Annotated in this window: 25 protein-coding genes; 8 read left to right on the top strand and 17 right to left on the bottom strand. The window is 58.7% G+C overall.

The genetic code is table 11. The features are described 5' to 3' along the window. Positions 1–41: 41 nt before the first annotated feature. From Q1J88_RS01100 to Q1J88_RS01085, 4 genes are read right to left on the bottom strand one after another with little or no spacing between them, the layout of a single operon-like run. Positions 42–536: a TlpA disulfide reductase family protein gene (locus Q1J88_RS01100; protein WP_301115548.1), complete on the bottom strand. Its 495-nt coding sequence runs from the start codon at positions 534–536 to the stop codon at positions 42–44. After that, entirely contained in the window at positions 533–1,243 is a 711-nt protein-coding gene (locus tag Q1J88_RS01095; RefSeq protein ID WP_301115547.1) for a BON domain-containing protein, read from the bottom strand. The genes Q1J88_RS01100 and Q1J88_RS01095 overlap by 4 nt, the downstream gene beginning before the upstream one ends. Beyond that, a complete protein-coding gene (locus tag Q1J88_RS01090; protein WP_301115546.1) occupies positions 1,243–1,836 on the bottom strand; it encodes a phosphoheptose isomerase in 594 nt (197 codons plus the stop codon). Before Q1J88_RS01090 ends, Q1J88_RS01095 begins: the two co-directional genes overlap by 1 nt. An 8-nt stretch (positions 1,837–1,844) precedes the next feature. Continuing rightward, a complete protein-coding gene (locus Q1J88_RS01085; RefSeq protein WP_301115545.1) occupies positions 1,845–2,336 on the bottom strand; it encodes a YraN family protein in 492 nt (163 codons plus the stop codon). A gap of 32 nt (positions 2,337–2,368) precedes the next feature. On the opposite strand from Q1J88_RS01085, the gene rsmI reads away from it, so the two are divergent. Further along, positions 2,369–3,292, top strand: coding sequence for a 16S rRNA (cytidine(1402)-2'-O)-methyltransferase (gene rsmI / locus Q1J88_RS01080; RefSeq protein ID WP_301115544.1), 924 nt, complete (start codon positions 2,369–2,371; stop codon positions 3,290–3,292). Between the two features lie 77 nt (positions 3,293–3,369). On the opposite strand, the gene Q1J88_RS01075 is transcribed toward rsmI, so the two are convergent. From Q1J88_RS01075 to Q1J88_RS01030, 10 genes are all read right to left on the bottom strand, one after another. Continuing rightward, complete coding sequence (locus Q1J88_RS01075) at positions 3,370–4,452, bottom strand: septal ring lytic transglycosylase RlpA family protein (protein ID WP_301115543.1); 1,083 nt, start codon at positions 4,450–4,452, stop codon at positions 3,370–3,372. Next, entirely contained in the window at positions 4,449–5,321 is an 873-nt protein-coding gene (gene rapZ / locus Q1J88_RS01070) for an RNase adapter RapZ (RefSeq protein ID WP_301115542.1), read from the bottom strand. Before rapZ ends, Q1J88_RS01075 begins: the two co-directional genes overlap by 4 nt. 12 nt (positions 5,322–5,333) lie before the next feature. Continuing rightward, positions 5,334–6,263: an HPr(Ser) kinase/phosphatase gene (gene hprK / locus Q1J88_RS01065; protein WP_301115541.1), complete on the bottom strand. Its 930-nt coding sequence runs from the start codon at positions 6,261–6,263 to the stop codon at positions 5,334–5,336. Positions 6,264–6,279: 16 nt separating this feature from the next. Then, positions 6,280–6,744, bottom strand: coding sequence for a PTS sugar transporter subunit IIA (locus Q1J88_RS01060; RefSeq protein ID WP_301115584.1), 465 nt, complete (start codon positions 6,742–6,744; stop codon positions 6,280–6,282). Between the two features lie 163 nt (positions 6,745–6,907). Continuing rightward, positions 6,908–7,231, bottom strand: a complete 324-nt coding sequence (gene raiA, locus Q1J88_RS01055) for a ribosome-associated translation inhibitor RaiA (RefSeq protein WP_301115540.1) — start codon at positions 7,229–7,231, stop codon at positions 6,908–6,910. Between the two features lie 176 nt (positions 7,232–7,407). Next, positions 7,408–8,202 carry an LPS export ABC transporter ATP-binding protein gene (lptB, locus tag Q1J88_RS01050; RefSeq protein WP_301115539.1) on the bottom strand — a complete coding sequence of 265 codons (795 nt, stop codon included), beginning with the start codon at positions 8,200–8,202 and terminating at the stop codon, positions 7,408–7,410. Positions 8,203–8,256: 54 nt separating this feature from the next. Next, a complete protein-coding gene (lptA, locus tag Q1J88_RS01045) occupies positions 8,257–8,856 on the bottom strand; it encodes a lipopolysaccharide transport periplasmic protein LptA (protein ID WP_301115583.1) in 600 nt (199 codons plus the stop codon). Beyond that, positions 8,837–9,475 (bottom strand): LPS export ABC transporter periplasmic protein LptC, encoded by a 639-nt coding sequence (gene lptC / locus Q1J88_RS01040; RefSeq protein ID WP_301115538.1) that lies wholly within the window; start codon positions 9,473–9,475, stop codon positions 8,837–8,839. The genes lptA and lptC overlap by 20 nt, the downstream gene beginning before the upstream one ends. A 3-nt stretch (positions 9,476–9,478) precedes the next feature. After that, positions 9,479–10,081, bottom strand: coding sequence for an HAD hydrolase family protein (locus Q1J88_RS01035; RefSeq protein WP_301115537.1), 603 nt, complete (start codon positions 10,079–10,081; stop codon positions 9,479–9,481). 2 nt (positions 10,082–10,083) lie between these two features. Beyond that, positions 10,084–11,073 carry a KpsF/GutQ family sugar-phosphate isomerase gene (locus tag Q1J88_RS01030; RefSeq protein ID WP_301115536.1) on the bottom strand — a complete coding sequence of 330 codons (990 nt, stop codon included), beginning with the start codon at positions 11,071–11,073 and terminating at the stop codon, positions 10,084–10,086. Positions 11,074–11,184: 111 nt separating this feature from the next. On the opposite strand from Q1J88_RS01030, the gene Q1J88_RS01025 reads away from it, so the two are divergent. Then, positions 11,185–11,721 (top strand): adenine phosphoribosyltransferase, encoded by a 537-nt coding sequence (locus tag Q1J88_RS01025; RefSeq protein WP_301115535.1) that lies wholly within the window; start codon positions 11,185–11,187, stop codon positions 11,719–11,721. Between the two features lie 229 nt (positions 11,722–11,950). On the opposite strand, the gene ilvA is transcribed toward Q1J88_RS01025, so the two are convergent. After that, complete coding sequence (gene ilvA / locus Q1J88_RS01020; RefSeq protein WP_301115534.1) at positions 11,951–13,492, bottom strand: threonine ammonia-lyase, biosynthetic; 1,542 nt, start codon at positions 13,490–13,492, stop codon at positions 11,951–11,953. Positions 13,493–13,572: 80 nt separating this feature from the next. Here ilvA and Q1J88_RS01015 point away from each other — a divergent pair, with 80 nt between their 5' ends. Both Q1J88_RS01015 and Q1J88_RS01010 read left to right on the top strand, forming a co-directional pair. Continuing rightward, the gene (locus Q1J88_RS01015; protein ID WP_301115533.1) at positions 13,573–14,115 is read left to right on the top strand and encodes a YqaA family protein; all 543 of its coding nucleotides are present in this window, start codon (positions 13,573–13,575) and stop codon (positions 14,113–14,115) included. Between the two features lie 87 nt (positions 14,116–14,202). Beyond that, entirely contained in the window at positions 14,203–18,150 is a 3,948-nt protein-coding gene (locus Q1J88_RS01010; RefSeq protein ID WP_301115532.1) for an FAD/FMN-binding oxidoreductase, read from the top strand. Between the two features lie 64 nt (positions 18,151–18,214). Here the strand turns inward: Q1J88_RS01010 and phoR are convergent, their stop codons facing one another. Continuing rightward, positions 18,215–19,522, bottom strand: coding sequence for a phosphate regulon sensor histidine kinase PhoR (phoR, locus tag Q1J88_RS01005; protein ID WP_301115531.1), 1,308 nt, complete (start codon positions 19,520–19,522; stop codon positions 18,215–18,217). Between the two features lie 35 nt (positions 19,523–19,557). Then, positions 19,558–20,262, bottom strand: coding sequence for a phosphate regulon transcriptional regulator PhoB (phoB, locus tag Q1J88_RS01000; RefSeq protein WP_301115530.1), 705 nt, complete (start codon positions 20,260–20,262; stop codon positions 19,558–19,560). A gap of 229 nt (positions 20,263–20,491) precedes the next feature. On the opposite strand from phoB, the gene ubiE reads away from it, so the two are divergent. From ubiE to ubiB, 4 genes are all read left to right on the top strand, one after another. Beyond that, the gene (gene ubiE, locus Q1J88_RS00995; RefSeq protein WP_301115529.1) at positions 20,492–21,256 is read left to right on the top strand and encodes a bifunctional demethylmenaquinone methyltransferase/2-methoxy-6-polyprenyl-1,4-benzoquinol methylase UbiE; all 765 of its coding nucleotides are present in this window, start codon (positions 20,492–20,494) and stop codon (positions 21,254–21,256) included. A gap of 166 nt (positions 21,257–21,422) precedes the next feature. After that, on the top strand, positions 21,423–22,376 hold the full coding sequence (locus Q1J88_RS00990; protein ID WP_301115528.1) for a Tim44 domain-containing protein: 954 nt from the start codon (positions 21,423–21,425) through the stop codon (positions 22,374–22,376). Positions 22,377–22,569: 193 nt separating this feature from the next. Then, positions 22,570–23,202, top strand: coding sequence for an SCP2 sterol-binding domain-containing protein (locus Q1J88_RS00985; protein WP_301115527.1), 633 nt, complete (start codon positions 22,570–22,572; stop codon positions 23,200–23,202). Positions 23,203–23,204: 2 nt separating this feature from the next. Beyond that, a complete protein-coding gene (gene ubiB, locus Q1J88_RS00980) occupies positions 23,205–24,761 on the top strand; it encodes a ubiquinone biosynthesis regulatory protein kinase UbiB (RefSeq protein WP_301115526.1) in 1,557 nt (518 codons plus the stop codon). The last annotated feature ends 62 nt before the right edge of the window (positions 24,762–24,823 follow it).

Here is a 24,823-nt window from a genome sequence, read left to right as displayed (position 1 = left end):
CCGGGCGCTTTCGGGTTGGAGATTTCGAAGCGGGCCGGGGGTCAGCCGGCCAGCGCGCGTTCGACAGTCTTGCGAAACGCTACCTTGTCGTAATTGCCCAGGTAGCGCTTGATGATGCGACCTTGCTTGTCGACCAGGTAGGCGGTGGGAGTAAGCTTGACGTCATCGAAAGCCTTGGCGATTTCACCGCTTGAATCCATGGCCACGGTAAACGGCAGTTTGCGCGACTGTGCGAAGTTTCGTACGTATTCAGGCGGATCGTAATCCATTGCCACTGCGATGACTTCGTAACCCTTGTCGGAGTAATCGTTATACGCCTCGATGGTATCGGGCATCTGGGCAACGCACGTGACGCAGCTGGTGGCCCAGAACTTGACTAGGAACACTTTGCCACGCAGGTCTTCAGTGGTGAAGCGGTGACCATCCAGCGAAGTGAAAGTTACCTGCGGGGCGGTTTTTGCAGTGCCGGAGAACTGCCATAGGCCGAAACCGGCCACGATAACCAGGGCGACAGCGCCAAGTAGAAGCTTTTTCATTGGACAGGCATTGTTTGTACATCGGGCGAGCCGGTGTCGGAGGACATATCGGTTGCCGGTGAAGAGGAGTCTTGCGTGGGTGCCGCCGATTGGCCGGCGGGCGCCACGCTTTCAGGGGAGACGATCTCGAACAATTTTACAACCTTGTTGATTCCGCCCACACCTGCTGCGGCTTTGGCGGCGCGCTGGCCTTCGGCGTCGGTAACCCTGCCCATCAGATACACGACCCCGCGCTCGGTAGTTACTACGATGGTGCGCGTGGGAACGTCCTTGGTATTGATAAGCGTGGTGGTTACCTTGGTGCTGAGCCAGCTGTCGTTGGTGCGGACACTGACCGGGGTGATATCACCGACACGCAGCTGGTTGTACACCTGCTGAACCTTTTCAACGCGTGATGCGAGTTCTCCGGCGCGCTGCTTGTCCTGCTCGGTGGGAACGTCGCCCAGCAGCAGCACGCGACCCGCATACGAGACAGCATACGCCCGGCCATTTTCTCCGAGCAGCTTGCGCATTTCAGAACCGATCTTGAGTTCGATGGCCTGATCTTCGACCTGTTCTCCGGCGGTGCGCCGATCGGCTGCAACGACGGCTGTGGTGGCGGCTGCACCACCCACTACCAGCGGTGCACAGCCAGACAGCGTTCCGAGCGAGACGGCGGAAATGCAGACAGCGAGCAGAGGTTTCGTCAGATGCTGGGGCAGGTTCATTAGAGCGTGTCTCCGAGAAGCAGGGCGTCCATGCCGTCGCATAAGGCATGCAGAAGAAGAATATGGACTTCTTGTATGCGCATGGTGCGGTCATGTGGCACACACAAATGGATATCGGTTTCGTAAAGCAGGTCGTTGATTTTGCCGCCGCCTTTTCCGGTAAGGGCGATAACAGCCATTTCGCGTTCGTGGGCTGCTTCTATTGACCGCAAGACATTGGGGGAGTTCCCGCTGGTCGAAATCGCGACGAGGACGTCTCCGGGTTGGCCCAGCGCGTTTACCTGCCGCTCGAAAACGGCATCGAAGCCGTAGTCGTTGCCCACCGCAGTAAGGATGGAAGTGTCGGTGTTGAGCGCGATGCCGGCCAGCGGAAGGCGATCGCGCTCGAAGCGTCCGACCAGTTCGGCAATGAAATGCTGGGCATCGGCCGCCGATCCCCCATTGCCGCAGGCAAGGATCTTGTTGTTGTTGACCAGCGCGCTGAACAGCAGCTCAACGGCGGCGGACAACGGTTGAGCCAAGACCTGTGAGCTGGCCTTGAAGGTTTCGATCGCGTCGTCAAAATGCGATGTCATACGTGAGGTCATGTCCATGCCCATCATTATCTCATGGCTTCGAATGCAGATTTGATCCAGTCCAGGTTCAGGCTGTCGATGGCAATGACATCAAAACGACACCGTGGCGTCACACCCCGAAAATATCGCTGTGTCAGAATGGGCAAAAAATACCGGGCCGCACGCACCAGCCGCTGACGTTTCATCGTATCGACGCTGGCCGCAGCCCCACCGAAACGTGAATTGTGCCGTTGACGCACTTCGATAAACACCAGCACCGCGCCGTCCTGGCAGATCAGGTCGATTTCGCCGAGACGGCACGACAGGTTCCGCCCCAGCAACATTGCTCCTGACGCTTCAACATGGGCGGCTGCGCGCTCTTCGGCAGTGCGGCCCCGCCGCTGGCTGGGCGAGAGGCGGGGCAAATCGTCTGTGACAGCGTGTCCCTTCAGTTTCCTGGACGCATTGCGCCTGCGACGATGAATGGCCTTGTGCTGTGCGAGGCGAGCGAGCACGATGGGGTCTGACGTATCATCCAACCTTAGACACCTCCATTAAGCTGCCCTACAGTATGAGCCCAACCGTCACCTCTGATCTTCTTGCGTCATGGAATCGTCTTGCCCAAAAAGTCGCCGACCAGAATTGGCCGGCTTCTGCCTTGTACGTGGTGGCGACGCCCATCGGAAACCTGGGCGACCTCAGCCTGCGCGCGTTGCAGGCCCTGGCGCGTTGCGATGTGATTGCTGCGGAAGATACGCGTGCCAGTCGCGCCCTGCTGGACGCATGGGGTATTTCCACACCCTTGGTGGCTGCACACCGGCATAATGAAGCAGAGGCCTCGCAGGCGATTTTGCAGCGCCTGCGCAGCGGAGAGCGCGTCGCGCTGATCTCTGATGCCGGTGCACCTGGAGTCAGCGATCCGGGTGCCCGTATGGTGCGGGTTGTTCGCCAGGCCGGGTACACCGTCATTCCTGTTCCGGGTGCCAGCGCGGTCATTGCCGCCTTGATGGCCAGTGGCGCCACGTCAGACGAGAACCCCGCATTCGTCTTTGCGGGTTTTGCGCCCGCCAAATCGGCCGCACGGCAAAAATGGTTTCAGCAATGGACGAGTCTGCCGGCGCCGGTGGTAATGTTTGAATCGCCGCACAGACTGGCTGCGGCGTTGAAAGATTTGCTGAGGGTGTGTGGTCCCGATCGCCAGCTGACCATTGCACGTGAACTGACCAAGCGCTTCGAGCAGGTGGTGACGCTTCCGCTGGGCCAGGTGTCTGACTGGCTTTCTGAAGACGCCCATCGATCTCAGGGGGAGTTCGTTCTGATTGTGCATGAACCCGAGCCTGACCAGCAGGACGGTTCGCTGGATGCCGAAACGCTGGACTTGCTGGATACGCTCTTGGACATTGCAAGCGTCCGTGACGCGGTCCGTGCTGCCGCCAAAATCAGCGGAGTGTCTCGCGATGTGTTGTACGCAGCCGCTTTAGAGCGCAAATCCTGACCCGCTTCATTTGTGTTGGATAGTTGCCGGATTCGGCAAGTGTCAGCCATGGATCTTGGCGGCGTCCCGGCTCACAGCTAATCCCGGGTGGCCAGAGTTGCCTGGGCGCCGGTGTGCTGTTGAATGCGGAAGGCTGCGTTGACGGCTTCGGTTCGATTGGCAAAGGGGCCGATCCGCACCCGGTATAGGTCGCTCGAAGGAAACACCTGGGCGCGACGGCTTTCTACCATCGCGATCTGGTCATTCAGGCGCTGAGCGAGAAACTCAGCATTCTCCTGGCCGCTAAACGCTCCAAACTGCAAATAAATGCCTGTGCTGACGTCTTCCTCGAGCGTGGGCATTGTGCCGGACGATGGTTCAGACTCGTTTGAGGCTGAGGCAGTGCTCATGCCTGGCCAGCCTTCGGCTATTTCCAGTACAGCCAAGGCATCGGGAACGGGAGTCGCAACGGGTTCCGGCTCGAAGGTGCTGGCGGGCTCACTGTCGGTCATCTGCCGCGCCGGGGTCTGGGAAACCGGCACGGCAACCGGTGCAGGCGCGCTTGCCACCGGCTGGGCGACAACCTGACGGGATGTACCGGCCGTTGCCCAGCCTGTTCCGCCGGACTGGGCCCTGGCAATATCAGTGTGCGTAATGGCTTCCACCACTACCTTGCCGCTGCCCCGTCCGATCAGCCCGAGTTTTGCTGCAGCCGTGTATGAAAGATCGATGACCCGGCCGCTATGAAAAGGTCCGCGATCATTGACACGTACCACCACCGACGCGCCGGTATCGGGACGGGTTACGCGCGCATAGCTGGGTAGCGGAAGAGTGGGGTGCGCGGCTGTCATGGCGTACATATTATAGGTTTCGCCATTGGCTGTTTTTCGGCCATGAAACTTCCTGCCATACCAGGAGGCGATTCCTGTCTCGCGGTACGGTGTGTCTCCAGCCAGGGGGACGTAGGTTTTGCCCATCACGCGGTAGGGGCGCATGTTTGCCCGAGCGTAGGGTTCGATGCGAGGCACGGCGTCGGGGGTGCTGAGGATGTCTGCCGGAATATCCGAGCCCGGGCCGTCGTCCTTGTAATAGCCCCCTCGTTTGCTCGTCGACCCGCAGCCCGCCAAGATCAGTGCCACACCAATACAGGCTGCTGCAGTGAAAAGGCGGGAGTTCATCATGGTATGTCTGCTGCCGGCTGATTCCGGTGGCGGATCAGCAAGGGAGAATGGTCGGCGAAACGCTGTGCGAGCTGCTCGGTCACGTAAACCGAGCGGTGCTGTCCCCCAGTGCAACCAATTGCCACCGTCAGATAGTTGCGGGTATCTTGCATGTACAGGGGCAACCAGCGTCGAATAAAGCCGGCGATGTCGTCGATCATGGTCTCGACGCTTCCAAACTGTGAAAGCCATTTGGCAACCGCTTCGTCCCGGCCGGTCAGCGGTCGTAACTCGCGATCATAATGCGGGTTTGGCAGGCAACGCACATCGAACACCAGGTCGGCATCGCCGGGCACGCCGCGCTTATAGGCGAATGACTCGAAGGTCAGCACCACCGAGGATCTGTCCGCCTGAACCAGATCGCGCATCCATGCTCGCAATTGGCCTGGCGTCAGATCAGAGGTGTCAATGACGTGTTCCTGTTCCCGCAACGGAGCCAGCAGCTCACGTTCGGTGTTGATGCACTCTTGCAAAGAAGGTGATTTGTTGTCTTTGCTCAGTCGATCGGTCAGGGGATGGCGCCGACGCGACTCGGAGTAACGCTGCAGCAACGTGTGATCATTCGCATCCAGGAAGATCACGCGAAATTCAGTGCCGCTTGCACGTAACGCGGTAATGACTGCCGGCAGATCCTCAAGTTCGCCGGGTGAGCGTACATCGATGGCGACTGCCACGCGTTCCAGGCCGTCTTCGCGTGTGCTGGCAATGAAGTCGTGCAAGAACCGGACGGGAAGGTTGTCCACGCACAAGTAGCCGGAATCTTCGAGCAGCCGCAAGGCTACCGATTTGCCAGAACCGGAGATGCCAGTGATCAGAACAATTTTCAGCATAGTTACCAGGCCCTAGTCGGGGCGGCTACTTTCCATGATGGCCAACGCCTGGCGTTCGATGAAATCGCCCATGGTATCGATGCCCCGAAGGGTGAGGATGGTGTTTCGAACTGCCGCTTCGACCAGCACCGCCAGGTTACGGCCTGGGGCCACCTGGAGCATGACGCGGCGGATGGGTATGCCGAGAATGTCTTGAGTAAGGTCTTGTACGGGCAGACGCTCGAATGCGTCGGCGTTCAGGCGTACCAGCTGCACGATCAGCTTGAGTTTCATTTTGCGACGCACCGAGGTTTCGCCAAAAATGGTGCGAATATCGAGCAGGCCAAGCCCCCGTACCTCGAGCAGGTTTTGCAGCAGGGGTGGACAGTGTCCTTCGATGATGTTTGGTGCGATGCGCGAAAGTTCGACAGCGTCGTCGGCAACCAGTCCGTGTCCGCGGGAAATCAGTTCGAGCGCGAGCTCGCTTTTGCCCAGCCCGGAGTCGCCCATAATAAGTACGCCCAGGCCAAGGACGTCCATGAACACGCCATGGACAGTGGTTGTTGGCGCAAGGCGCTTGCCCAGGTAAAAGCGCAGCAGTTCGATGAGCTCGGCGGCTTCTATCGGGGTGGCCAGAAGGGGAATGCGCTGATCTTCGCAAAATTGACGCAGATCGTCCGGTACATTGAGGTCGCCGGCCAACACAATGGCAGGAACGCCCCCGGCTACCAGGTCTTCGAGTTGCAGATGCCGGCGGCGCGGTTCGACGCGGTTGTAGTAGGCAAGTTCTTCTTTGCCAAATACCTGTATGCGGGAGGGGTGTATGAGGTTCAGGTGCCCGATGAGGTCGGCCCCCGAAAGGCCGCTTTGGGCAATGGTACGGTCGGCGCCCATGCTGCCGGCAATCCAGGTGAACGAAATTTTCTCGGCGTTTTCGTTGATGAGTTCCTGAACGGTCAGCATGTGGAACCTTCCTGGCTTATTCAGCCGTCGCGACGTCGGTGGTAAGCAAGCGATGGATGACGGCCGGGTCGGTTTCGGTGGATAGTACCTGTCGCAACGAGGGATTGGACACAAGGCGTGCGATTTCAGCCAGCAGGTCGAGGTGAAGCTGTGTTGCGGTTTCGGGCACGAGTACGAAAAACAGCAAATTCGCCAATCGGCCGTCGCTGGCGTCGAAACGTACCGGGTCGGCCAGGCGTACAAATGCGGCACAAGGTTCTTTCAGCCCCTTGATGCGGCCGTGCGGCACGGCGATGTGATGCCCTAGCGCCGTGGAGCCCAGGCGCTCGCGAGCGATCAGGCTTTGAAAGACGGCAGTTCGGGCAATACCATGATGGTTTTCAAAAAGCAGGCCCGCTTGCTCGAACGCTCGCTTCTTACTGGTAGCTTCGATATCGAGAACGATGTTTTCCAGTGGCAGGATTCGCGACATGAGATTCATACTGGGCATTATATGGGCATATGAGCTGTCATAGAAAGCCAAAGGCCCCAGTCGGATGAATGGGGCCTGATTGGTCCCCCTTTCGTTGTATGCCGAATACGGCTGGAGGGACTAGGGTGCTTGCCTTGGCGCCAGGCCAGGCATTGCGAACCCGTGGCGTGATTTATGCGCTTACCGGCAGCTTTTTGACCGGTTCGTGAGCATGATCCTGCATTTTGGTTTTGTACTTGATGACCTGTCGATCGATCTTGTCAGACAGCAGGTCGATGGCAGCGTAGAGGTTTTCGTCGGACGCCTCGCAGTGAATGTCTTTGCCGCGCAGGCGCATGGTGACCTCGGCGGTGTGCTTCAAACGCTCTATTGAGAGCATGACCTGGGTGTCGATGACATTGTCAAAATGTCGTGCTACCCGTGACATCTTGTTTTTGACGTACGCACGGATGGCGGGGGTGATTTCTAGGTGACGGCCAGTGATATTCAGGTTCATGTACTGCTCTCCTGTAAAGACAGAGTGCGCAGGATGCGCGTGATAGGGGCTGAAAAATCTCCTTCTAAAGTAATGAACACGGTTTTAGTTTATCGCTTGGAAAAACTAAATCAAGTCGGAAGAAACCACTGTTTGCGAAAGGTCAAGAAGTCCGCATAATATGCGGATGGACCCGCCTACATGCGGAAGTTCTTGCCCAGATAAACCTTGCGAACGGCTTCGTTATCAATGATTTCGCTGGGGTGTCCGTTGGTAAGAACCTTGCCTTCACTGATAATGTATGCCCGGTCACATATCCCCAGGGTTTCACGCACGTTATGGTCGGTAATCAGCACGCCGATATTGCGACCCTTCAGAAAGTGCACGATGCGTTGAATTTCAATGACCGCGATGGGATCAACACCGGCAAAGGGTTCGTCAAGCAGGATGAACCTTGGGTTGGTGGCCAGTGCCCGGGCAATCTCGACACGGCGTCGTTCACCGCCAGACAATGAAATAGCGGTATTGCGGCGAATATGACCGATCTGCAGTTCGTCCAGCAGTGTCTCCAGGTTTTCGCCGATGCGAACCGAGGACAACGGCCGTCCGTCGGCATCTAACTGAAGCTCGAGTACTGCCCGTATGTTTTCTTCGACGGTCAGCCGGCGAAATACCGACGCATCCTGCGGCAGGTACGACAAACCCAGGCGAGCCCGCTTATGCATGGGCATGGCGGTGATGTCGGTGTTGTCGATCTCAATACGACCCGCATCGGTAGGTACGATGCCGACGATCATGTAAAAGCTGGTGGTTTTGCCCGCCCCGTTGGGGCCGAGCAGGCCAACTACTTCACCGCTGTCAACGGAAAGAGAAACGTCTCGTACGACCGTACGCTTGCCATAGGTCTTGCGCAGGCCGGTCGCCTTCAGGCTGCCCGGCTGATCGCTGGGGGGGCGGGTCGTGCCGAAGCGCGACTTGGCGGGTGAAAACATAAATGGTTTTTGTGAATACAGATCGTTATAACTGGGCGTGCCAAGTGCGTTTGATCAGCCGTTGGTGGATTTTCGCTTGCATGCCTCGATGGCGGCATCGGTCTTGGCGCTGGGAGTGGCCAGCGAACGGACGCGGCCGCCCTGTGCCGAGGATTGGGGACCGCCAAAGGCCTGGTAGACGCTGGTGGTCTGGTTGTACTTGACCCGTTCGCCGCGGATGGTGTCCAGCGCCTTGCCACAAACGTACTTGGTGACGATGGCCTGTCCGATCATTTCAATTTCATCGGTCTTGCCGTTATATTCGCCGCGCAGGCCTTCGGCCTCAATGACTTCGAATCTCTCGGGGTTTTCCTGGCGCACATTCACCCGTTTGTCGGGACTTGAAACCGTGGCAACGCCGTGCTGGAAGCCTTCTGCATCTTCGCGCATGACGAGAGTGTCGGCGTGCAGTGTCATGAGACCGCGCGTCATGATGACGTTGCCTGTGAACGTACTTTCTTTGGTCACGTCGTTGTAATTGAGCGTGTCGGACAATATAAGCGTGTCAGGCTCTTCTTCGGGGGCTGCCTGTTGCGCAGACACTGCCGGGGCGGCCAGGGCAAGCGCAGCAGCGCACAGCCAGATGGAGAGTCGTTCAAGGTGTCTTGGTTTCATCATTTTTATCTCGAGAGCCTTGGTTTTCGGAGCGGGTCGCCTGCGCGTCTTCTGCTGCAATGCGCACATCGCTCGACGAAAAAACCTGCAAGGTGCGCTTGCCGTTATCGTACCGCATGCCCGTTCCTACCATGGTCGATTTGCCGTTGACCACTACTGCCGGAAGATCCGTGTAGGCCACGTCCTCGTCAGGAAGCAGGATCAGCTCTTCGCTGCTTACGTCCAGGGCAGGCCTGTCGTCGTAAGGTTGGCGATGCAGATGCGCGTCGCCGCGCATGATGATGCGTGTGCCGTCGCGGTCCATGATGGCGATGTTTGAGGTTCCCACGGTTACGGGGGAATCGGCCCGCTGGCCGGTCGCGCGCGCCTGCTGTACCTCGTAGGAATCATCGTCTGGAAAATGCTGCAGATAGTCGCCCTCGATGCGATTGATTGCTACGCCTTGAGCGTCGGTGCGAACCATGACAAAGTTTCTGGACCACGCATCCGGTTCGTGCGTGATGCGGCGCGGAGGTTCGATGGAAACTGCGCGTTGCGTGTAGTCAGCCGCCCACCAGGTTCCGATAACCAGAAAAATCAACAGAGCAATGGCGACCAGGGCCGGAACGCGCTCTTTCATGGCTTATTGCGTGACGCCGCCCAAAATGACCGCATTGGGCGAGAAAAAATGGCGCAGCCGACCTTGTGCCGCAAGAATCAGGTCGCAGCATTCTCGCGCCGCACCATGGCCGCCGTCGCGTGAAGCGACCCAATGTGCAGCCTGCGTGATGTAAGGGGGAGCGTTTGGCACGGATGCGGCGAAGCCCACGCGTTGCATGGCGGCCAGATCGAGTATGTCGTCGCCCATGAAGCCGACCTGATCCAGCGTACAGCCTTCTTCCTGTGCCAGTTCGGCGATAGCCTGGGCCTTGTCGCGTACGCCCTGAAGCACCAGAGAAATACCGAGCTCGGCGGCGCGCATGGCAACAATCGGACCTTCACGGCCGGTGATCAGCGCCACTGCGATTCCGCCTTCTCTCATAAGGCGCAAGCCGTGTCCGTCCAAGGCGTGGAATCGCTTGATTGTTTCGCCGTTTTCACCGTACCAGAGACTGCCGTCCGTCAGGATGCCATCAACATCAAACGCCATCAGTCGAATATGACGGGCGCGCTCAACCGCAGCGGACGTGGCCTTGGTGAGAATCAGGGCTTCGGCCGGGTGAGGAGGGGTGATTTCAGGTTTCATTGTCAGATTACCTTGGCTGCCAGCAGGTCGTGCATATGCAGGGCGCCTAATAGTAGCCCGTCTTGGTCGACGACGAGAACCTGGGTCAGCCGGTTGTCATTCATGAGCGTGGCCGCTTCCACGGCAAGTGTGGCGGGTGAAACAGTTTTTGGATGAAGGGTCATTCCATCAGCTACTTTCAGTGAACGGATATCACCGCGAGCCGATATGAGTCGACGAAGGTCGCCATCTGTAAATATTCCCTGTGGCCTGTTGTCTTTGCCAACGACGATTGTCATGCCCATGCCCTTGTGGGACATTTCTTCCAGTGCTTTGGGGATAGGCGTGTCGGCACTGACAATGGGCAGTGCTTCTCCGGACCGCATTACATCGCGAACCAGCGTAAGCAGGCGCCTGCCCAGGGCACCGCCTGGGTGCGAGCGTGCAAAATCCTCGGAACTGAAGCCCCTGGCCTCCAGGCATGCCACGGCGATGGCATCGCCCAGGGCCAGTGTTGCCGTGGTGCTGGCCGTGGGAGCCAGATTAAGTGGGCAGGCCTCGTGGTCCACGTGTACATCCAGGTGCAGATCGGCATTGACCGCCAATTGCGACTGCACATTGCCTGTCATGGCGATAAGTGGAATGCCCATGCGTTTCGTGATGCTGAGCACGGTCAGCAGTTCGCTGGCAGCACCGGAATACGAAATGGCAAGTACCAGGTCTCGGCTGGTGAGCATGCCCAGGTCGCCGTGCAAGGCTTCGGCGCCGTGCATGAAAAATGAAGGTGTGCCGGTTGAGGCGAGCGTCGCCGCAATTTTACGGGCGATGTGCCCGGACTTGCCGATACCAGTGACCACCACGCGGCCTTCACAGGCCAGCACCATTTGCACCGCGCGCGAGAAATCCTCGTCCAGGCGGTCGCGCAGGGCGATCAGGGCATCGATTTCTGTGGACAGTGTGCGGCGCGCCGACGCGATGGGCTCGGATGCAATCGTTGGGTGCATGCTTTTCATTGGATGATTTTAAACGCTGACGGTTCCTCGGCCAAAAGTGACGCCTGAAACGGGATGATTGGAGTTATAGTTACTGCTGCTCAGCATCCCAGGACTTTTCGTCGATTTTCCATGCATACAGATCCCGTCAACTACATTCGCGACGCGATACGTAGTGTCCCCGATTGGCCGAAACCCGGCGTCACCTTCCGCGACATCACCCCAGTTTTGCAAGATCCGCAGTCTTTCAGGGTTCTGGTCGACTTGTTTGTTTATCGCTACATGCGTCAGCGTCTCGACTTGGTGGCCGGCATCGACGCGCGTGGGTTTATTTTGGGCTCCGTACTGGCCTACGAGCTTAACCTCGGATTTGTGCCCGTGCGAAAAAAGGGCAAATTGCCCTTTCATACCCTGGCTGAAGAATACACGCTTGAATACGGTAATGCCACGGTTGAGATGCACTCCGACGCCGTCAAACCCGGCCAGCGTGTCTTGCTGATTGATGACCTTATCGCCACCGGCGGCACCATGCTTGCCGCGGCAAAGCTTTTGCAGCGCCTTGGCGCGAACGTAGTCGAAGCCGCGTCCATCATTGATCTGCCCGATCTGGGCGGATCCAAGGCCCTCAAGGAAACCGGCCTGCCTCTTTACAGCGTCTGCTCCTTTTAAGCCGCAACTCGCGCAATCGCGAGCCGGCTTCACCCGGTGCCTCCGAGCCGGGCGCCGAAGGGCGCCTTCTTAAACCGCCCGGCCACCTGGTTCAGGCATGCCGGGCGGGGTCAGCGTCATGGCATAAACCCGTAACCGGCATGCCTCCCGCAAAGCGAAGCTTGTCAGCAGAGCGGCGTCGCAAAAGGTGGTGGCTTCAGCCCCCGCGGCAATGTCTCGGGGTAATGAATCAGAGAAACAAGCGATACGCAGGGTTGTTAGTCTCGTTCCAGTATGGATATCCCAGCGATTCCAGGAACCCCTTCACATCCGTCTTGCTACTTTCCGGCGGCAGCTGCATTCCGACCAGAACACGACCATAGTCGTCTCCCTGATTGCGATAATGGAACAAGCTGATGTTCCAGTCCGGATTCATCGCCTGCAGGAAGCGGGCCAGCGCACCCGGCCGCTCGGGAAACTCGAACCGGAACAGCATCTCGTGCTTTGCCAGAGGCGAGCGGCCGCCCACCATATACCGAAGGTGAGTCTTCGCAAGCTCGTTGCCAGTCAGGTCCAGAGCTTCCAGTCCCTTCTTGCGGAACGTATTCGCCAGCTTTTCAGGTTCGTCCGCCGAGCTGATCTGTACCCCGACGAAAACATGTGCCTGTTCGGCATCCGAGATCCGGTAGTTGAATTCAGTGACACTGCGCTTGCCCAATGCCTCGCAGAGCCTGCGAAAGCTCCCGCGCTCCTCCGGGATCGTCAGTGCAAACAGCGCCTCGCGGGCCTCGCCGACGTCGGCGCGCTCGGCCACAAAGCGCAGGCGGTCGAAGTTCATGTTGGCGCCGCTGGTTATTGCCACCAGTGTCTTGTTCTTCCACTTGTTTTGGGCGGCGTAAAGCTTTGCGCCCGCCAGCGACAGCGCGCCCGCAGGCTCAAGCACGCTGCGCGTGTCCTGGAAGACATCCTTGATGGCAGCGCACACAGCGTCGGTATCGACAGCAACGAAATCATCTACATATTGGCGTACAAGCCTGAAGGTTTCCGCGCCCACCAGCTTTACCGCCGTACCATCTGAAAACAGCCCGACATCGTTGAGCTCAAGCCGGCGTCCTGCCTTGACGCTGCGCATCATCGCGTTGGAGTCGACGGTCTGCACGCCGATAATGCGGGTTTCGGGTCGCAGTTGCTTGATATAGGCCGCTACACCGGCAATCAGGCCGCCCCCGCCGATTGGAACGAACACCGCGTCGATGGGTTTGGAGTGCTGACGCAGAATCTCCATACCCACCGTGCCTTGACCGGCGATCACATCCGGGTCGTCGAAGGGATGGACGAAGGTGAGCTTTTCCTTCTTTTCAAGCTCCATGGCGTGCTGGTAGGCGTCGGAGTAGCTATCGCCGACGAGCACCGCTTCACCGCCCAGTGCCTTTACCGCATCGATCTTCAAGCGTGGCGTGGTCGTGGGCATGACAATCACCGCGCGGCAGCCGAGCCTTCGCGCTGACAGCGCAACCCCTTGGGCATGATTGCCGGCCGAAGCAGCAATAACCCCGCGCTTGAGCTCTGCGGGACCAAGATTTGCCATCTTGTTGTAGGCGCCCCGCAATTTGAAGCTGAACACCTCTTGGGTATCTTCGCGCTTTAGAAGAACCTTGTTCTGGATGCGCGCTGAAATGAGGGGGGCGGTTTCGAGAGGGGATTCGACGGCGACGTCGTAAACCTTGGAGTTGAGGATGCGCTTGAGATAGTCGTTGGACATGGAAAGAGCGGGCGAGAAAGTAGAGTGCAAGAAAGAATATCACAGCGGTAAATTCGCCCAGCCAATTTCCCCTGATGAACATGCCCTGAAAGCGGATACACTTACGCGCTATGGAAGCCTGGCTGCGCTCTTCGATACACTGGTTGCTGGCGGCCCTGGCTCTGCCCCGGGTCGGGTTAAGTGCCATTTTCGTCGTCAGTCTGGTGTCGGCCACCATTCTGCCCCTGGGCTCAGAGCCTGCCGTCTTTGGCTACGTCAAACTGTCTCCTCATATGTTCTGGCCCGCCGTGCTGGTCGCCACCCTGGGCAATACCATCGGAGGGGTGATCAGCTATGCCATGGGGCTGGGTGCCGAAAAGGGTTACGAGCGATGGCGCGAGAAACATGGGCACGTCGATATCGAAGCTCAGCGCCGGAAGTCGGCCGGACGGTGGCATCATCACGTCAGCGCCTGGGTGCACCGCTTCGGGCCGGCCGCCATGTTTTTTTCCTGGCTTCCGGTCGTGGGCGACCCTTTGTGTGTCGTTGCCGGATGGCTGAAGCTGCCGTTCTGGCCGTGCGTGTTTTTTATGGCATTGGGCAAGTTCCTGCGCTATGTGGTGATGACGGCCGCCCTGTTGTGGTTTTTTCCCGAGGCCGTAAACGGCGTGTAAAGGGCGCGCGCCGCAGCTGTCGCGGCTTGGCAAAACAGCGATGAAGTAAACTTACTGGTTGCCAGCCTGGTTTTCTCTTCCATTGCCATGAACGCCCCTCTCGCTAGCCAACTGCTTTCCGCCAAAGCACACCCGGCGGACGCGCCTCGTTTGCGCGAAATTCCCTACAACTACACTTCTTTTTCCGACCGTGAAATTGTCTGTCGTTTGCTGGGCGAAGAAGCCTGGCAGTGGCTGACAGATTTGCGCGCCGAGCGACGCACGGGCCGATCGGCCCGCATGCTGTTTGAGGTTCTGGGCGATATCTGGGTGGTCAGGCGCAATCCCTATTTGCAGGACGACCTGCTGCACAGTCCCAAGCGGCAGCACGCGCTGATCGAGGCACTGCGACATCGGCTGGCCGAAATTGACAAGCGCCGCCAGGCGGACGATTCCGAGCGCGACGAGCGCGTGGCGCATTTGCTTCAGGCGGCCCGCAGCGCCGTGGCACAGTTCGAATCCGAGTTTGAACTGACAGCCGTTCTGCGCAAGAAGGTATTGAAACGCCTGTCCCGCGTAACGCACCGGGACAACATCAAGTTTGACGGCCTGTCGCGTGTCTCGCACGTGACAGACGCCACGGATTGGCGTGTCGAGTACCCCTTTGTGGTGATCACGCCTGATACCGAAGACGAAATTGCAGCCTTGGTGCGCGCCTGTATTTCGCTGGACCTGACCATCATTCCCCGAGGCGGCGGTACCGGCTATACGGGCGGAGCCATTCCCCTGACCTGGCGCTCGGTCGTCATCAATACCGAAAAGCTCGACAAACTCGGTCCGGTCGAGGCGGTCACCCTGCCCGGGGTCGATGCCCCCGTAACCACGGTCTGGTCGGGCGCCGGAGTGGTGACACGCCGCGTCGCCGAGGCGGCCGAGGCAGCCGGATTCGTATTTGCCGTTGATCCGACTTCTGCCGATGCGTCCTGCGTTGGTGGCAACGTTGCCATGAACGCGGGAGGCAAGAAGGCCGTGCTTTGGGGCACCGCACTGGACAACCTGGCCTGGTGGCGCATGGTCGATCCGGAAGGCAACTGGCTCGAAGTCACCCGCATGGACCACAATCTGGGCAAGATTCACGACGCCCCTCAGGCGACTTTCAAGCTTGAGTGGTTTGATGGTGCCGCGCCTCCGGGAACCCGACCCCTGCGCAGCGAAACCCTCGTTATTGAAGGCGCCCGTTTTCGTAAGGCGGGCCTTGGAAAGGACGTCACTGACAAGTTTCTGGCAGGCTTGCCGGGCGTTCAGAAAGAAGGGTGCGACGGCCTGATCACCTCGGCGCGGTGGATATTGCATCGCATGCCCGCGCATACACGCACGGTCTGTCTGGAGTTTTTTGGTCAAGCTCGTGACGCCATCCCGTCTATTGTCGAGGTCAAGAACTATCTGGATACCGAAGGGCAACGGATGGGTGCCATTTTGGCGGGCCTGGAACATCTGGACGAGCGTTATCTGCGCGCGGTCGGCTATTCCACCAAGAGCAAGCGGGGAACCTTCCCCAAAATGGCCTTGTTTGGTGACATTGTGGGTGACGACCCCGATGCCGTGGCAAAAGCGGCGAGCGAAGTCGTGCGTATTGCCAATACGCGCCATGGCGAGGGATTCGTAGCCGTCAGTGCCGACGCGCGCAAGCGTTTCTGGCTCGACCGGGCTCGAACTGCCGCCATTGCGCGCCACACCAACGCCTTCAAGATCAACGAAGACGTCGTGATCCCCCTTGATCGCATGGGCGAATACACCGACGCCATCGAACGCATAAATATCGAGCTTTCCACGCGCAACAAATTGCGCTTGCTTGATCAGCTCGAACTGTTTCTGTCGTCCGGCGAATTGCCGGTGGGCAAGACCGAAGACCACGAAGACGCCGAGCACACGCGCGAAGAAATCTTGCAGGAGCGGGTGCGCGACGCCGTTGCCACGCTGAGGCAGGTGCGCGAGCGCTGGAACTGGCTATTGCTGAATCTTGACGAGCCCCTGGCGCAAAGCCTGGGCCGCATGCAGGATCTGGGCATCGAAGACCTCGAGCAACGCACGCTGGCCAATCGCGTGGCGTCCCAGCCGGATGCTCGCGTGTTCGACGTGCTGCAAGATCACACCATTCGCATTTCGTGGAAGACCGAAGTCCAGGCGCTGATGGAGCGGTATTTCGCCGGTGCTGATTGTGCGGCGGTACTGGCCGAAATACAGGCGATTCACGATCGTGTCCTTCGCAGCCGGGTTTTTGTTGCCTTGCACATGCACGCGGGCGACGGCAACGTTCATACCAATATTCCGGTCAACTCCGACGACTACGAGATGCTGCGCGAGGCAAACGAGGCCGTGGCGCGCATCATGAAGATCGCACGCGATCTGGATGGCGTCATTTCCGGTGAGCATGGAATCGGACTGACCAAGTACGAATTCCTGACGCAAGAAGAGCTCCAGCCCTTCCAGGAATACAAGCAGCGCATCGATCCGCAAGGGCGATTCAATGCCGGCAAGCTGATGCCGGGAGCCGATTTGCGACATGCCTGGACCCCCAGTTTCAACTTGTTGGGGCACGAGTCGCTGATCATGCAGCAAAGCGAGATCGGCGCGATCTCGGCCGCCATCAAGGACTGTCTGCGTTGCGGAAAGTGCAAGCCGGTGTGTGCCACCCACGTGCCGCGTGCCAATTTGCTTTATTCGCCGCGCAACAAGATTCTTGCCACCTCGTTATTGATCGAGGCTTTCTTGTATGAAGAGCAGACACGTCGTGGCGTCAGCCTGAAGCATTGGGGCGAATTTGAGGATGTGGCCGATCACTGCACGATTTGCCACAAATGCTACAACCCATGCCCGGTCGACATCGACTTCGGCGATGTGTCCATGGAAATGCGGGCGCTCCTGCGTCGTATGGGCAAGAAATCGTTCAACCCCGGTACGGCCGCGGCCATGTTCTTTCTGAATGCGAAAGACCCGCGAGTAATCAAGGCGACACGAACCGCCATGATTGACGTGGGCTACAAGGCTCAGCGCCTTGCCCATGACATTCTTGCCGCACCGGCACGCAAGCAGATCGAACATCCTCCGGCAACAGTTGGCAAGGCGCCGATACGCGAGCAGGTGATTCACTTCGTCAATCGCAAGATGCCGGGTGGCCTGCCCAAACAGACGGCGCGCAAGTTGCTGGATATCGAAGGCTCCGAGTACGTACCCATCATTCGTAACCCGGTCAGCACTTCGCACGATACCGAGGCCGTGTTTTATTTTCCGGGTTGCGGGTCGGAGCGGTTGTTCTCGCAGGTGGGCCTGGCGACTCAGGCCATGTTGTGGCATGCAGGCGTTCAGACGGTGCTGCCGCCGGGGTATCTGTGTTGTGGCTACCCGCAGCGCGGCAACGGCATGAACGACAAGGCCGAGAAAATCATCACGGACAACCGCGTACTGTTCCATCGCATGGCAACCACTCTCAACTATCTTGACATCAAGACTGTTGTCGTCAGTTGCGGCACCTGCTATGACCAGTTGGCAGGGTACGAGTTCGACAAGATATTCCCGGGTTGCCGGCTGATCGACATCCACGAGTACTTGCTCGAAAAGGGCATCAGGCTGGATGGGGTAACGGGCGTGCGCTACATGTACCACGACCCCTGTCACACGCCCCTCAAGCTTCAGGACCCGATGAAAACGGTCAAGTCGCTGGTGGGCGAAGACGCCATCAAGACAGATCGGTGTTGCGGCGAGTCGGGCACACTGGCCGTGACACGTCCCGACGTGTCGACACAGGTACGCTTCCGCAAGCGCGAAGAGCTCGGCAAGAACGAGGCGACGCTTCGAGCCGACGGTTACCAGGGAGAGGTCAAGATGCTTACTTCCTGCCCATCTTGCTTACAGGGGTTGTCGCGCTTTCAGGGCGATACGGGTGTGGATGCCGATTACATCGTTGTCGAAATGGCACGCCATATCCTGGGTGAAACCTGGATGGAAGACTACGTCCGGCAGGCAAATGCCGGCGGAATCGAGCGCGTTCTGGTCTAGTCCCTCGCAAGATACCCAGCCTTCGTCGGCAGTCGGCAGGACAGCAAGCCGACGACGGGGGCGCCTACGCCATCGATTCGTCGGGAGGCACGACTCGGGAGGCGGGAAACTCCAGCGAAAACAGGCTTCCCGCCCCCAGTCGGCTGCGTATGTTCAGCTCGGAGTCGTGTCGCATGGCCACATGTTTGGTAATGGCCAGGCCCAGGCCAGTGCCGCCGGTGGCGCGTGACCGGCCCCGGTCTACGCGATAGAAGCGTTCGGTCAGGCGCGGAATGTCGTGGGCGGCTATGCCAATGCCGGTGTCCTGTACGGAATAGCAGGCTGTACCCGACTCGGTCTTGTACCAGCTGACGGTAATGGTTCCGTCCCTGGGCGTGTAGCGTACGGCATTGGTAAGCAGGTTTTCGATACCGGATGCCAGTTCAGACTCGATGCCGGTGATGTAAAGGTTCGGGTCGACGTTTACCACGAATACGTGTTGATCCTTCGACAGGCTGCGGGCACGCTGCAGCGCGATTTCGATCAGGTCGCTGACCCGCACCGGCTTGCCCTGGCTCGAGGGCGACGATTCAAGTGTGGATAGCGTCAGCAGGTCGTCGACAATGGCCTGCATGCGGCTCGCCTGTTCAACCATCATCGTGTGATATTGCTCGCGCTGCTCGTCGCTGATTGATTCCTGCGGCATGTCGTGCATGGTTTCAAGAAAGCCTGCCAGCACGGTCAGTGGCGTACGCAATTCGTGCGATACGTTGGCGACGAAATCCTTGCGGGTCGTCTCAAGCTTTTCGAGTTGCGTCACATCTCGTGTGACGATCAGGAACTGCTTGACGCCATAGCGGGTGAGTTGTACCAGCAGCGCACGGTCCCGGCCGTCACGAGTCAGGTGCAGCAGCAGCGGTTCGTTCCAGTCGTCCCGACGCGCATACGCTGCAAACTCTGGCGTGCGCAGAATATTGAAGATGCTGAAGCCGCGGTCGGTTTCCAGGTTCAGGCCGGTATGTTCGGACGCCATCGGATTGCACCAGGTGACGTTCATTTCCTCGTCCAGCGTAATTGCACCGTCCGGCAAGGCGCCCGCTGCGAGCATGATGCTGTCGACATTCCGGCGCAGTTCGTCGATTTCCTGACGATTGGCACGCAATTTTCGGTAGATGGGGGCCAGTATTTCATCCCACGGGCCGATCGACGGCGGGGGAGGGGCATCCAGGTTCTTTACCCATCGTTTGATCTGCGACAACTGGATGCCGCTGATGAGTATCATGCTGACCAAACCGAATGTCAGGATCGCCCAGCCGGTTTGGGGATTGATCCATTGACCAATTAACCAGGCGACAAGAGCCCAGATGCAGATGGAGAAAAGGGTTTTGGTCATGCTGGAAGAAGCAGCAGTGCTGGTGTTCGTCAGTGTCAGTTCGGGTGCACCGGCTTTTGCGCGGTGAATCGGTAACCTGCGCCGCGCACCGTTTCGATGTGACTGTCGTGACCGGTGGGCTCGAGAGCTTTACGTAACCTCCTGATGTGCACGTCTACCGTTCGCTCCTCGACAAATACATGGTCTCCCCAAACCTGGTCCAGAAGCTGGGCGCGTGAAAATACGCGTTCGGTGTGGGTCATGAAAAAATGCAGGAGGCGGAATTCGGTGGGGCCGATTGTCAGGGTTACACCGTCGCCAGTTACGCGATGCGTTGCAGGATCCAGTGAGAGTGTACCTATTTTTACGATGTCGTCGGTCAGTTGCGGCGCGCGTCGTCGCAGGACGGCCTTGATCCGCGCCATCAGCTCTTTGGGAGAGAAGGGCTTCGTGATGTAGTCGTCGGCACCGGCTTCCAGACCTTCTATCTTGTCATGTTCGGAGCCTTTTGCCGTCAGCATGATGATCGGAACCTGACGGGTGCGGTCGTCGCTACGCAGTTTTTTGGCCAAGGTTATGCCGGAAGCGCCCGGCAGCATCCAGTCCAGCAGTATCAGGTCGGGCAGCTCGGCGCGAATCAGGGTTTGCGCCTGCTCGGCGTCAAACGCTCGAAGAACCTTGTGTCCGGCATAGCTCAGATTCACGGAAATCAATTCCTGAATGGCCGGCTCGTCTTCGATGACTAATATGGTGGTACTCATGACTGAATCGTCTCGCAAGGAATACGGGTTGACTGATGTAGCCTGCCATCTTATGGCTTGATTATTACAGGTTTGTTAATTGCGCAGAGGCGCCGGTTGCTGGCCGGCAGGCCAATTGGCTGTACGCACGGCATGTGTTACCTGCCGGAAACCGTCGACCTGATGATCGGCCCCTCTGAGCGGGTTTCATCTAAAATGGTCTGTTCAAGCATCGAAAAAGCGCGCAATTATGGAAGATTCTCGTTCCGATAACTCCGGTACCAACACGACTCATTTCGGCTTTCAGACCGTTGCAGAAGCCGAGAAAGCACGCAAGGTGGCCGAGGTGTTTCATTCGGTGGCGGCCAAGTACGACGTCATGAATGACTTGATGTCTGCCGGGCTGCACCGCGCCTGGAAAGCATTTACCATCGCGCGCGCCGATGTCCGGCCCGGCATGAAGGTTCTTGACATCGCCGGTGGAACCGGTGATCTGGCCAAGGCGTTTGCCAGACGTGTGGGCTCAAGCGGTCAGGTATGGCTTACCGACATCAACGATTCCATGCTGCGAGTGGGGCGCGACCGCATGGTGGATGCCGGTCTTATTCTGCCTACCGCAGTATGCGACGCCGAAAAACTTCCATTCCCCGACGGATATTTCGACCGCGTAAGCGTAGCCTTTGGACTGCGCAACATGACTCACAAGGAACAGGCGCTTGCCGAGATGCGGCGTGTGCTGAAACCTGGCGGAAAACTGCTTGTGCTTGAGTTTTCCCGGATTGCCAAACCCCTGGCACCGGCTTACGACTGGTATTCGTTCAATATCCTGCCCTGGCTCGGGAAAAAGGTCGCGGGCGACGAAGAAAGTTATCGCTATCTGGCCGAATCAATACGCATGCATCCCGATCAGGAAACTCTTGCACAAATGATGCGGGAAGCAGGCCTGTCCCGAGTGCGCTACTTCAACCTGACAGCCGGGCTCGTCGCGCTGCATGAGGGCGTGAACCTCGGTTAATTGCAGCTGCGTTGAACTTTAGTATTGGGTGCCGGTCAGAATTACGCTACTATTCAGGTAAACGTAAGCTATGGCCTGCTCACCCTTGGTGGGTCCGCCATTGCGACCATTCCATTTTCCCTGGCCAGGCGCCCCAGATGGTGTCAGTTCAAAACAGGAGCACTCAATGAGCAAACGGATATCCCGTTTTTTTGCCATGGCAATCCTCGCGGTAAGCGCGGTTGGCATGGTGTCGATGTCCTTCGACGCAGAGGCACGTCGTTTCGGGGGCGGAAAAAGCTTTGGCAAGCAGTCTTCCCGTGTAACGCAGAATCAGCCGGCGGCCTCTGCCCCGCCAGCGGCTACCACCACGCAGCGTAGCGCCTCGTCAGCGGCTGCTCCGGGTGCCGCTGCCGCCGGAACCGCCGCTAAAAGCGGCATGTCCCGTTTTCTCGGCCCATTGGCCGGCATAGCCGCCGGGCTGGGTATTGCAGCGTTGCTGTCCCACCTTGGCCTAGGGGGCGCGTTCCTCGAGATGATGTCCAGCCTGATCCTGATCGCGTTGGTGATCTTCGCAATCATGTTCATCGTTCGTCGCCTGCGCGGTCCCAGTGCGGCACATCAGGCCGCGGGCGGTGCAATGCGGCGTGAAAGCATGGGTGCGTCCGAGTGGTCCCGGCCCGCGCCGGCCGCCGCACCGTCGTCGCCGTCTACTGAACCGGCAGCTGCAGCCCAGCAACCCCAAGACGGCTGGTTCATCCCGCAAGGGTTTGACACCGCCGCCTTCCTGGCCAATGCCAAGCGTCAGTTCATCGCCATTCAGGGCATCTGGGATCGGGGCGACACCGACCAGCTCAGCGAATACCTGACCGACGATCTTATTGCGGAATTCCGTCCTCAGATCGAGGCACGCGAAGGACGTCCCGAGCATACCGAGGTCGTACTGCTGAATGCCGAGCTGCTGGGCATTGAACAGGTCGCCGGGGGGCACCTTGCCAGTGTGAGGTATTCGGGCATGCTGCGTGAAGCCCCGGGAGCCGAGGCGTTCCGCTTCGAAGAAGTCTGGAATCTGTACAAGGCCGATGGCGCGGGTTGGTTGCTGGCAGGCATACAGCAGATTCGCGGCGAAGAGGCACATTAACCGGCAAATGGGCGGCCCGATTTTTTAGGGTGCCCAGCCCGTTTTCCGTCGAAGCACTCCAAGGGCGCGCACGGCGCGTTCTCCGGGGTGCTTTTTCTTGAGACTGGCAATCGGCTTCAAATCGTCAAAACCGTTAAACTTAGGGCCTGATACCCTTTGAATAGCTTGCTGTAACGCGGCTTTCCGATTCCTCATGCTTGCATTTGCGCCATTACCTGTTCCGGCTTCTGTCTCTGCCCGACTGCTCAATGCCTTGTTGCGTCGGGAGGATTGGGCCGCACAACGACTGGCACGTCATGCCGGCAAGACGGTCCGCTTCGTTGCCATACCTTGGGACATCAGCCTTTCCATCGGTTCAGACGGTATGGTCGAGGTATCGGATCAGTCTATTGTGCCCGACGTCACACTCACCTTGCCCCGTGGCGGCCTTGCAAAACTTCCCGACATCCTGCGGCGCGGAGATACCGACGAAATTACAGATTTGCTTCACATTGAAGGCGATGCCGGGCTGGCGCAGGTCGTCTCCGAGCTTGCTCGCGGCTTGCGGTGGGATGCCGAAGACGATCTGGCGCGACTGGTAGGTGACGTGGCGGCGGTCCGAATTGTGTCGGCTGCGCGTAGTCTGGCTCGCGGTGTCGAACAGTCTGCCACCCGCATCACCGAGAACCTGGGCGAGTATCTGGTCGAGGAGAGCAGGCAGGTATTGGGGCGGCACGCCTTCGAAGACTGGCGTAGTGGCGTAAATGAACTGGCGCAACGCCTGAACAAGCTCGAGCACCGGGTAGAGCGTCTTGAGCGTGGTACGGTTCATATGGGGCCGGCGTAACCATGTTGACGTTGTGTCGCCTGATCCGAATTATCTTTGTCTGCCTGCGTTACCGGCTCGACGAGCTCGTTCTTTCCAGCATCAAGCATCCGCTTGCCTATGGCATGTTGAAAGTGGTCCGGCTGGGCCGGCCGCCGCGCATGGCGCGCGGAGTGCGCTTAAGGCTGGCGCTTGAGGCACTGGGGCCGATTTTCGTCAAGTTCGGTCAGGTTCTTTCGACCCGGCGTGATCTTATTCCTTTGGATGTGGCCACGGAACTTGCCCTGCTACAAGACCGGGTGCCTCCATTTCCGTCCGAGCAGGCAGCAGCGTGCATCGAGACGGCCTTGGGGGCATCACCCCATGTCCTGTTCCAGCACTTCGAAAAAGATCCTGTTGCCTCGGCATCGGTGGCACAGGTGCATTTCGCGGTCTTGCATGATGGTCGCGAGGTGGCCGTCAAGGTTCTGCGCCCCGGCATGCTCAGGGTCATCGACAAAGACCTTGCCCTGATGCGGATTTTGGCAAATATTGTCGAGCGACTGCTGCCCGACGGTCGCAGGCTGAAGCCGCGCGAGGTAGTGGCCGAGTTCGACAAGTATTTGCACGATGAGCTCGATCTGATGCGGGAAGCCGCCAATTGCAGTCAGCTGCGTCGCAATTTCGGTCCGGATACCGGACGGCATCACCTGTTGATGGTGCCCGAAGTGGTGTGGGAGTTCACATCCAGCACCGTTTTCACGATGGAGCGCATGCACGGCATTCCCGTCAGTCAGCTCGACCGACTGCGGGATGCCGGGGTGGATATCGAGTTGCTGGCGCGTACCGGTGTCGAGATCTTTTTCATGCAGGTCTTTACAGACGGGTTTTTTCACGCCGACATGCACCCCGGCAATATCTATGTGTCGGACGCACCTGAAACCCTGGGGCGCTATATCGCGCTTGATTTCGGGATCGTGGGATCGTTGTCCGAGCATGATAAAAACTATCTTGCTCAAAACTTCCTGGCGTTCTTCCGGCGGGATTACCGTCGTGTTGCCCAGTTGCATATCGAGTCTGGCTGGGTACCCCGGGATACGCGCGAAGAAGAGCTTGAGGGGGCTGTGCGAGCCGTTTGCGAGCCGTATTTTGACCGCCCCCTGGCGGAAATTTCTTTGGGACAGGTGCTGATGCGCCTGTTCCAGACTTCACGGCGCTTCAACGTCGAGATTCAGCCCCAACTCGTGTTGCTGCAAAAAACCTTGCTCAATGTCGAAGGGATGGGGCGCGAGCTGGATCCCAATCTCGATCTCTGGAAGACAGCCAAGCCTTACCTGGAGCGCTGGATGCGCGAACGGGTGGGGTTCGCCGGTTTGCGTCAGCGCCTCGAACAAGAGGCGGTGCAGTGGGGGCAAATGCTGCCCCAATTGCCGCGCCTGACCTATGCAGCCCTGGCAAGGCCTGACATCAAACCACACCTGCATGCCGAGTTGCTGCGTCTGCGAAAAGCCCAGGAGCAGACCAACCGCTTGCTGATAGTTTTTGCTGCCACAGTGGCGGTAGCGATCGGTGTTGCAATCTGGGCACTTGCGGCCCATTGAATTGGGTATTACGCTTTATTTCATGAGTTTGTCAAGTTTCCGTCTTATCCTGGCGGGGCAAG

It is taken from the genome of Pusillimonas sp. (genome assembly GCF_029263785.1).
Lineage (GTDB): Bacteria > Pseudomonadota > Gammaproteobacteria > Burkholderiales > Burkholderiaceae_B > Pusillimonas.
The sequence above is the reverse complement of the archived record's forward strand: the minus strand, read 5'-3'. Positions and strand labels throughout refer to the sequence as shown.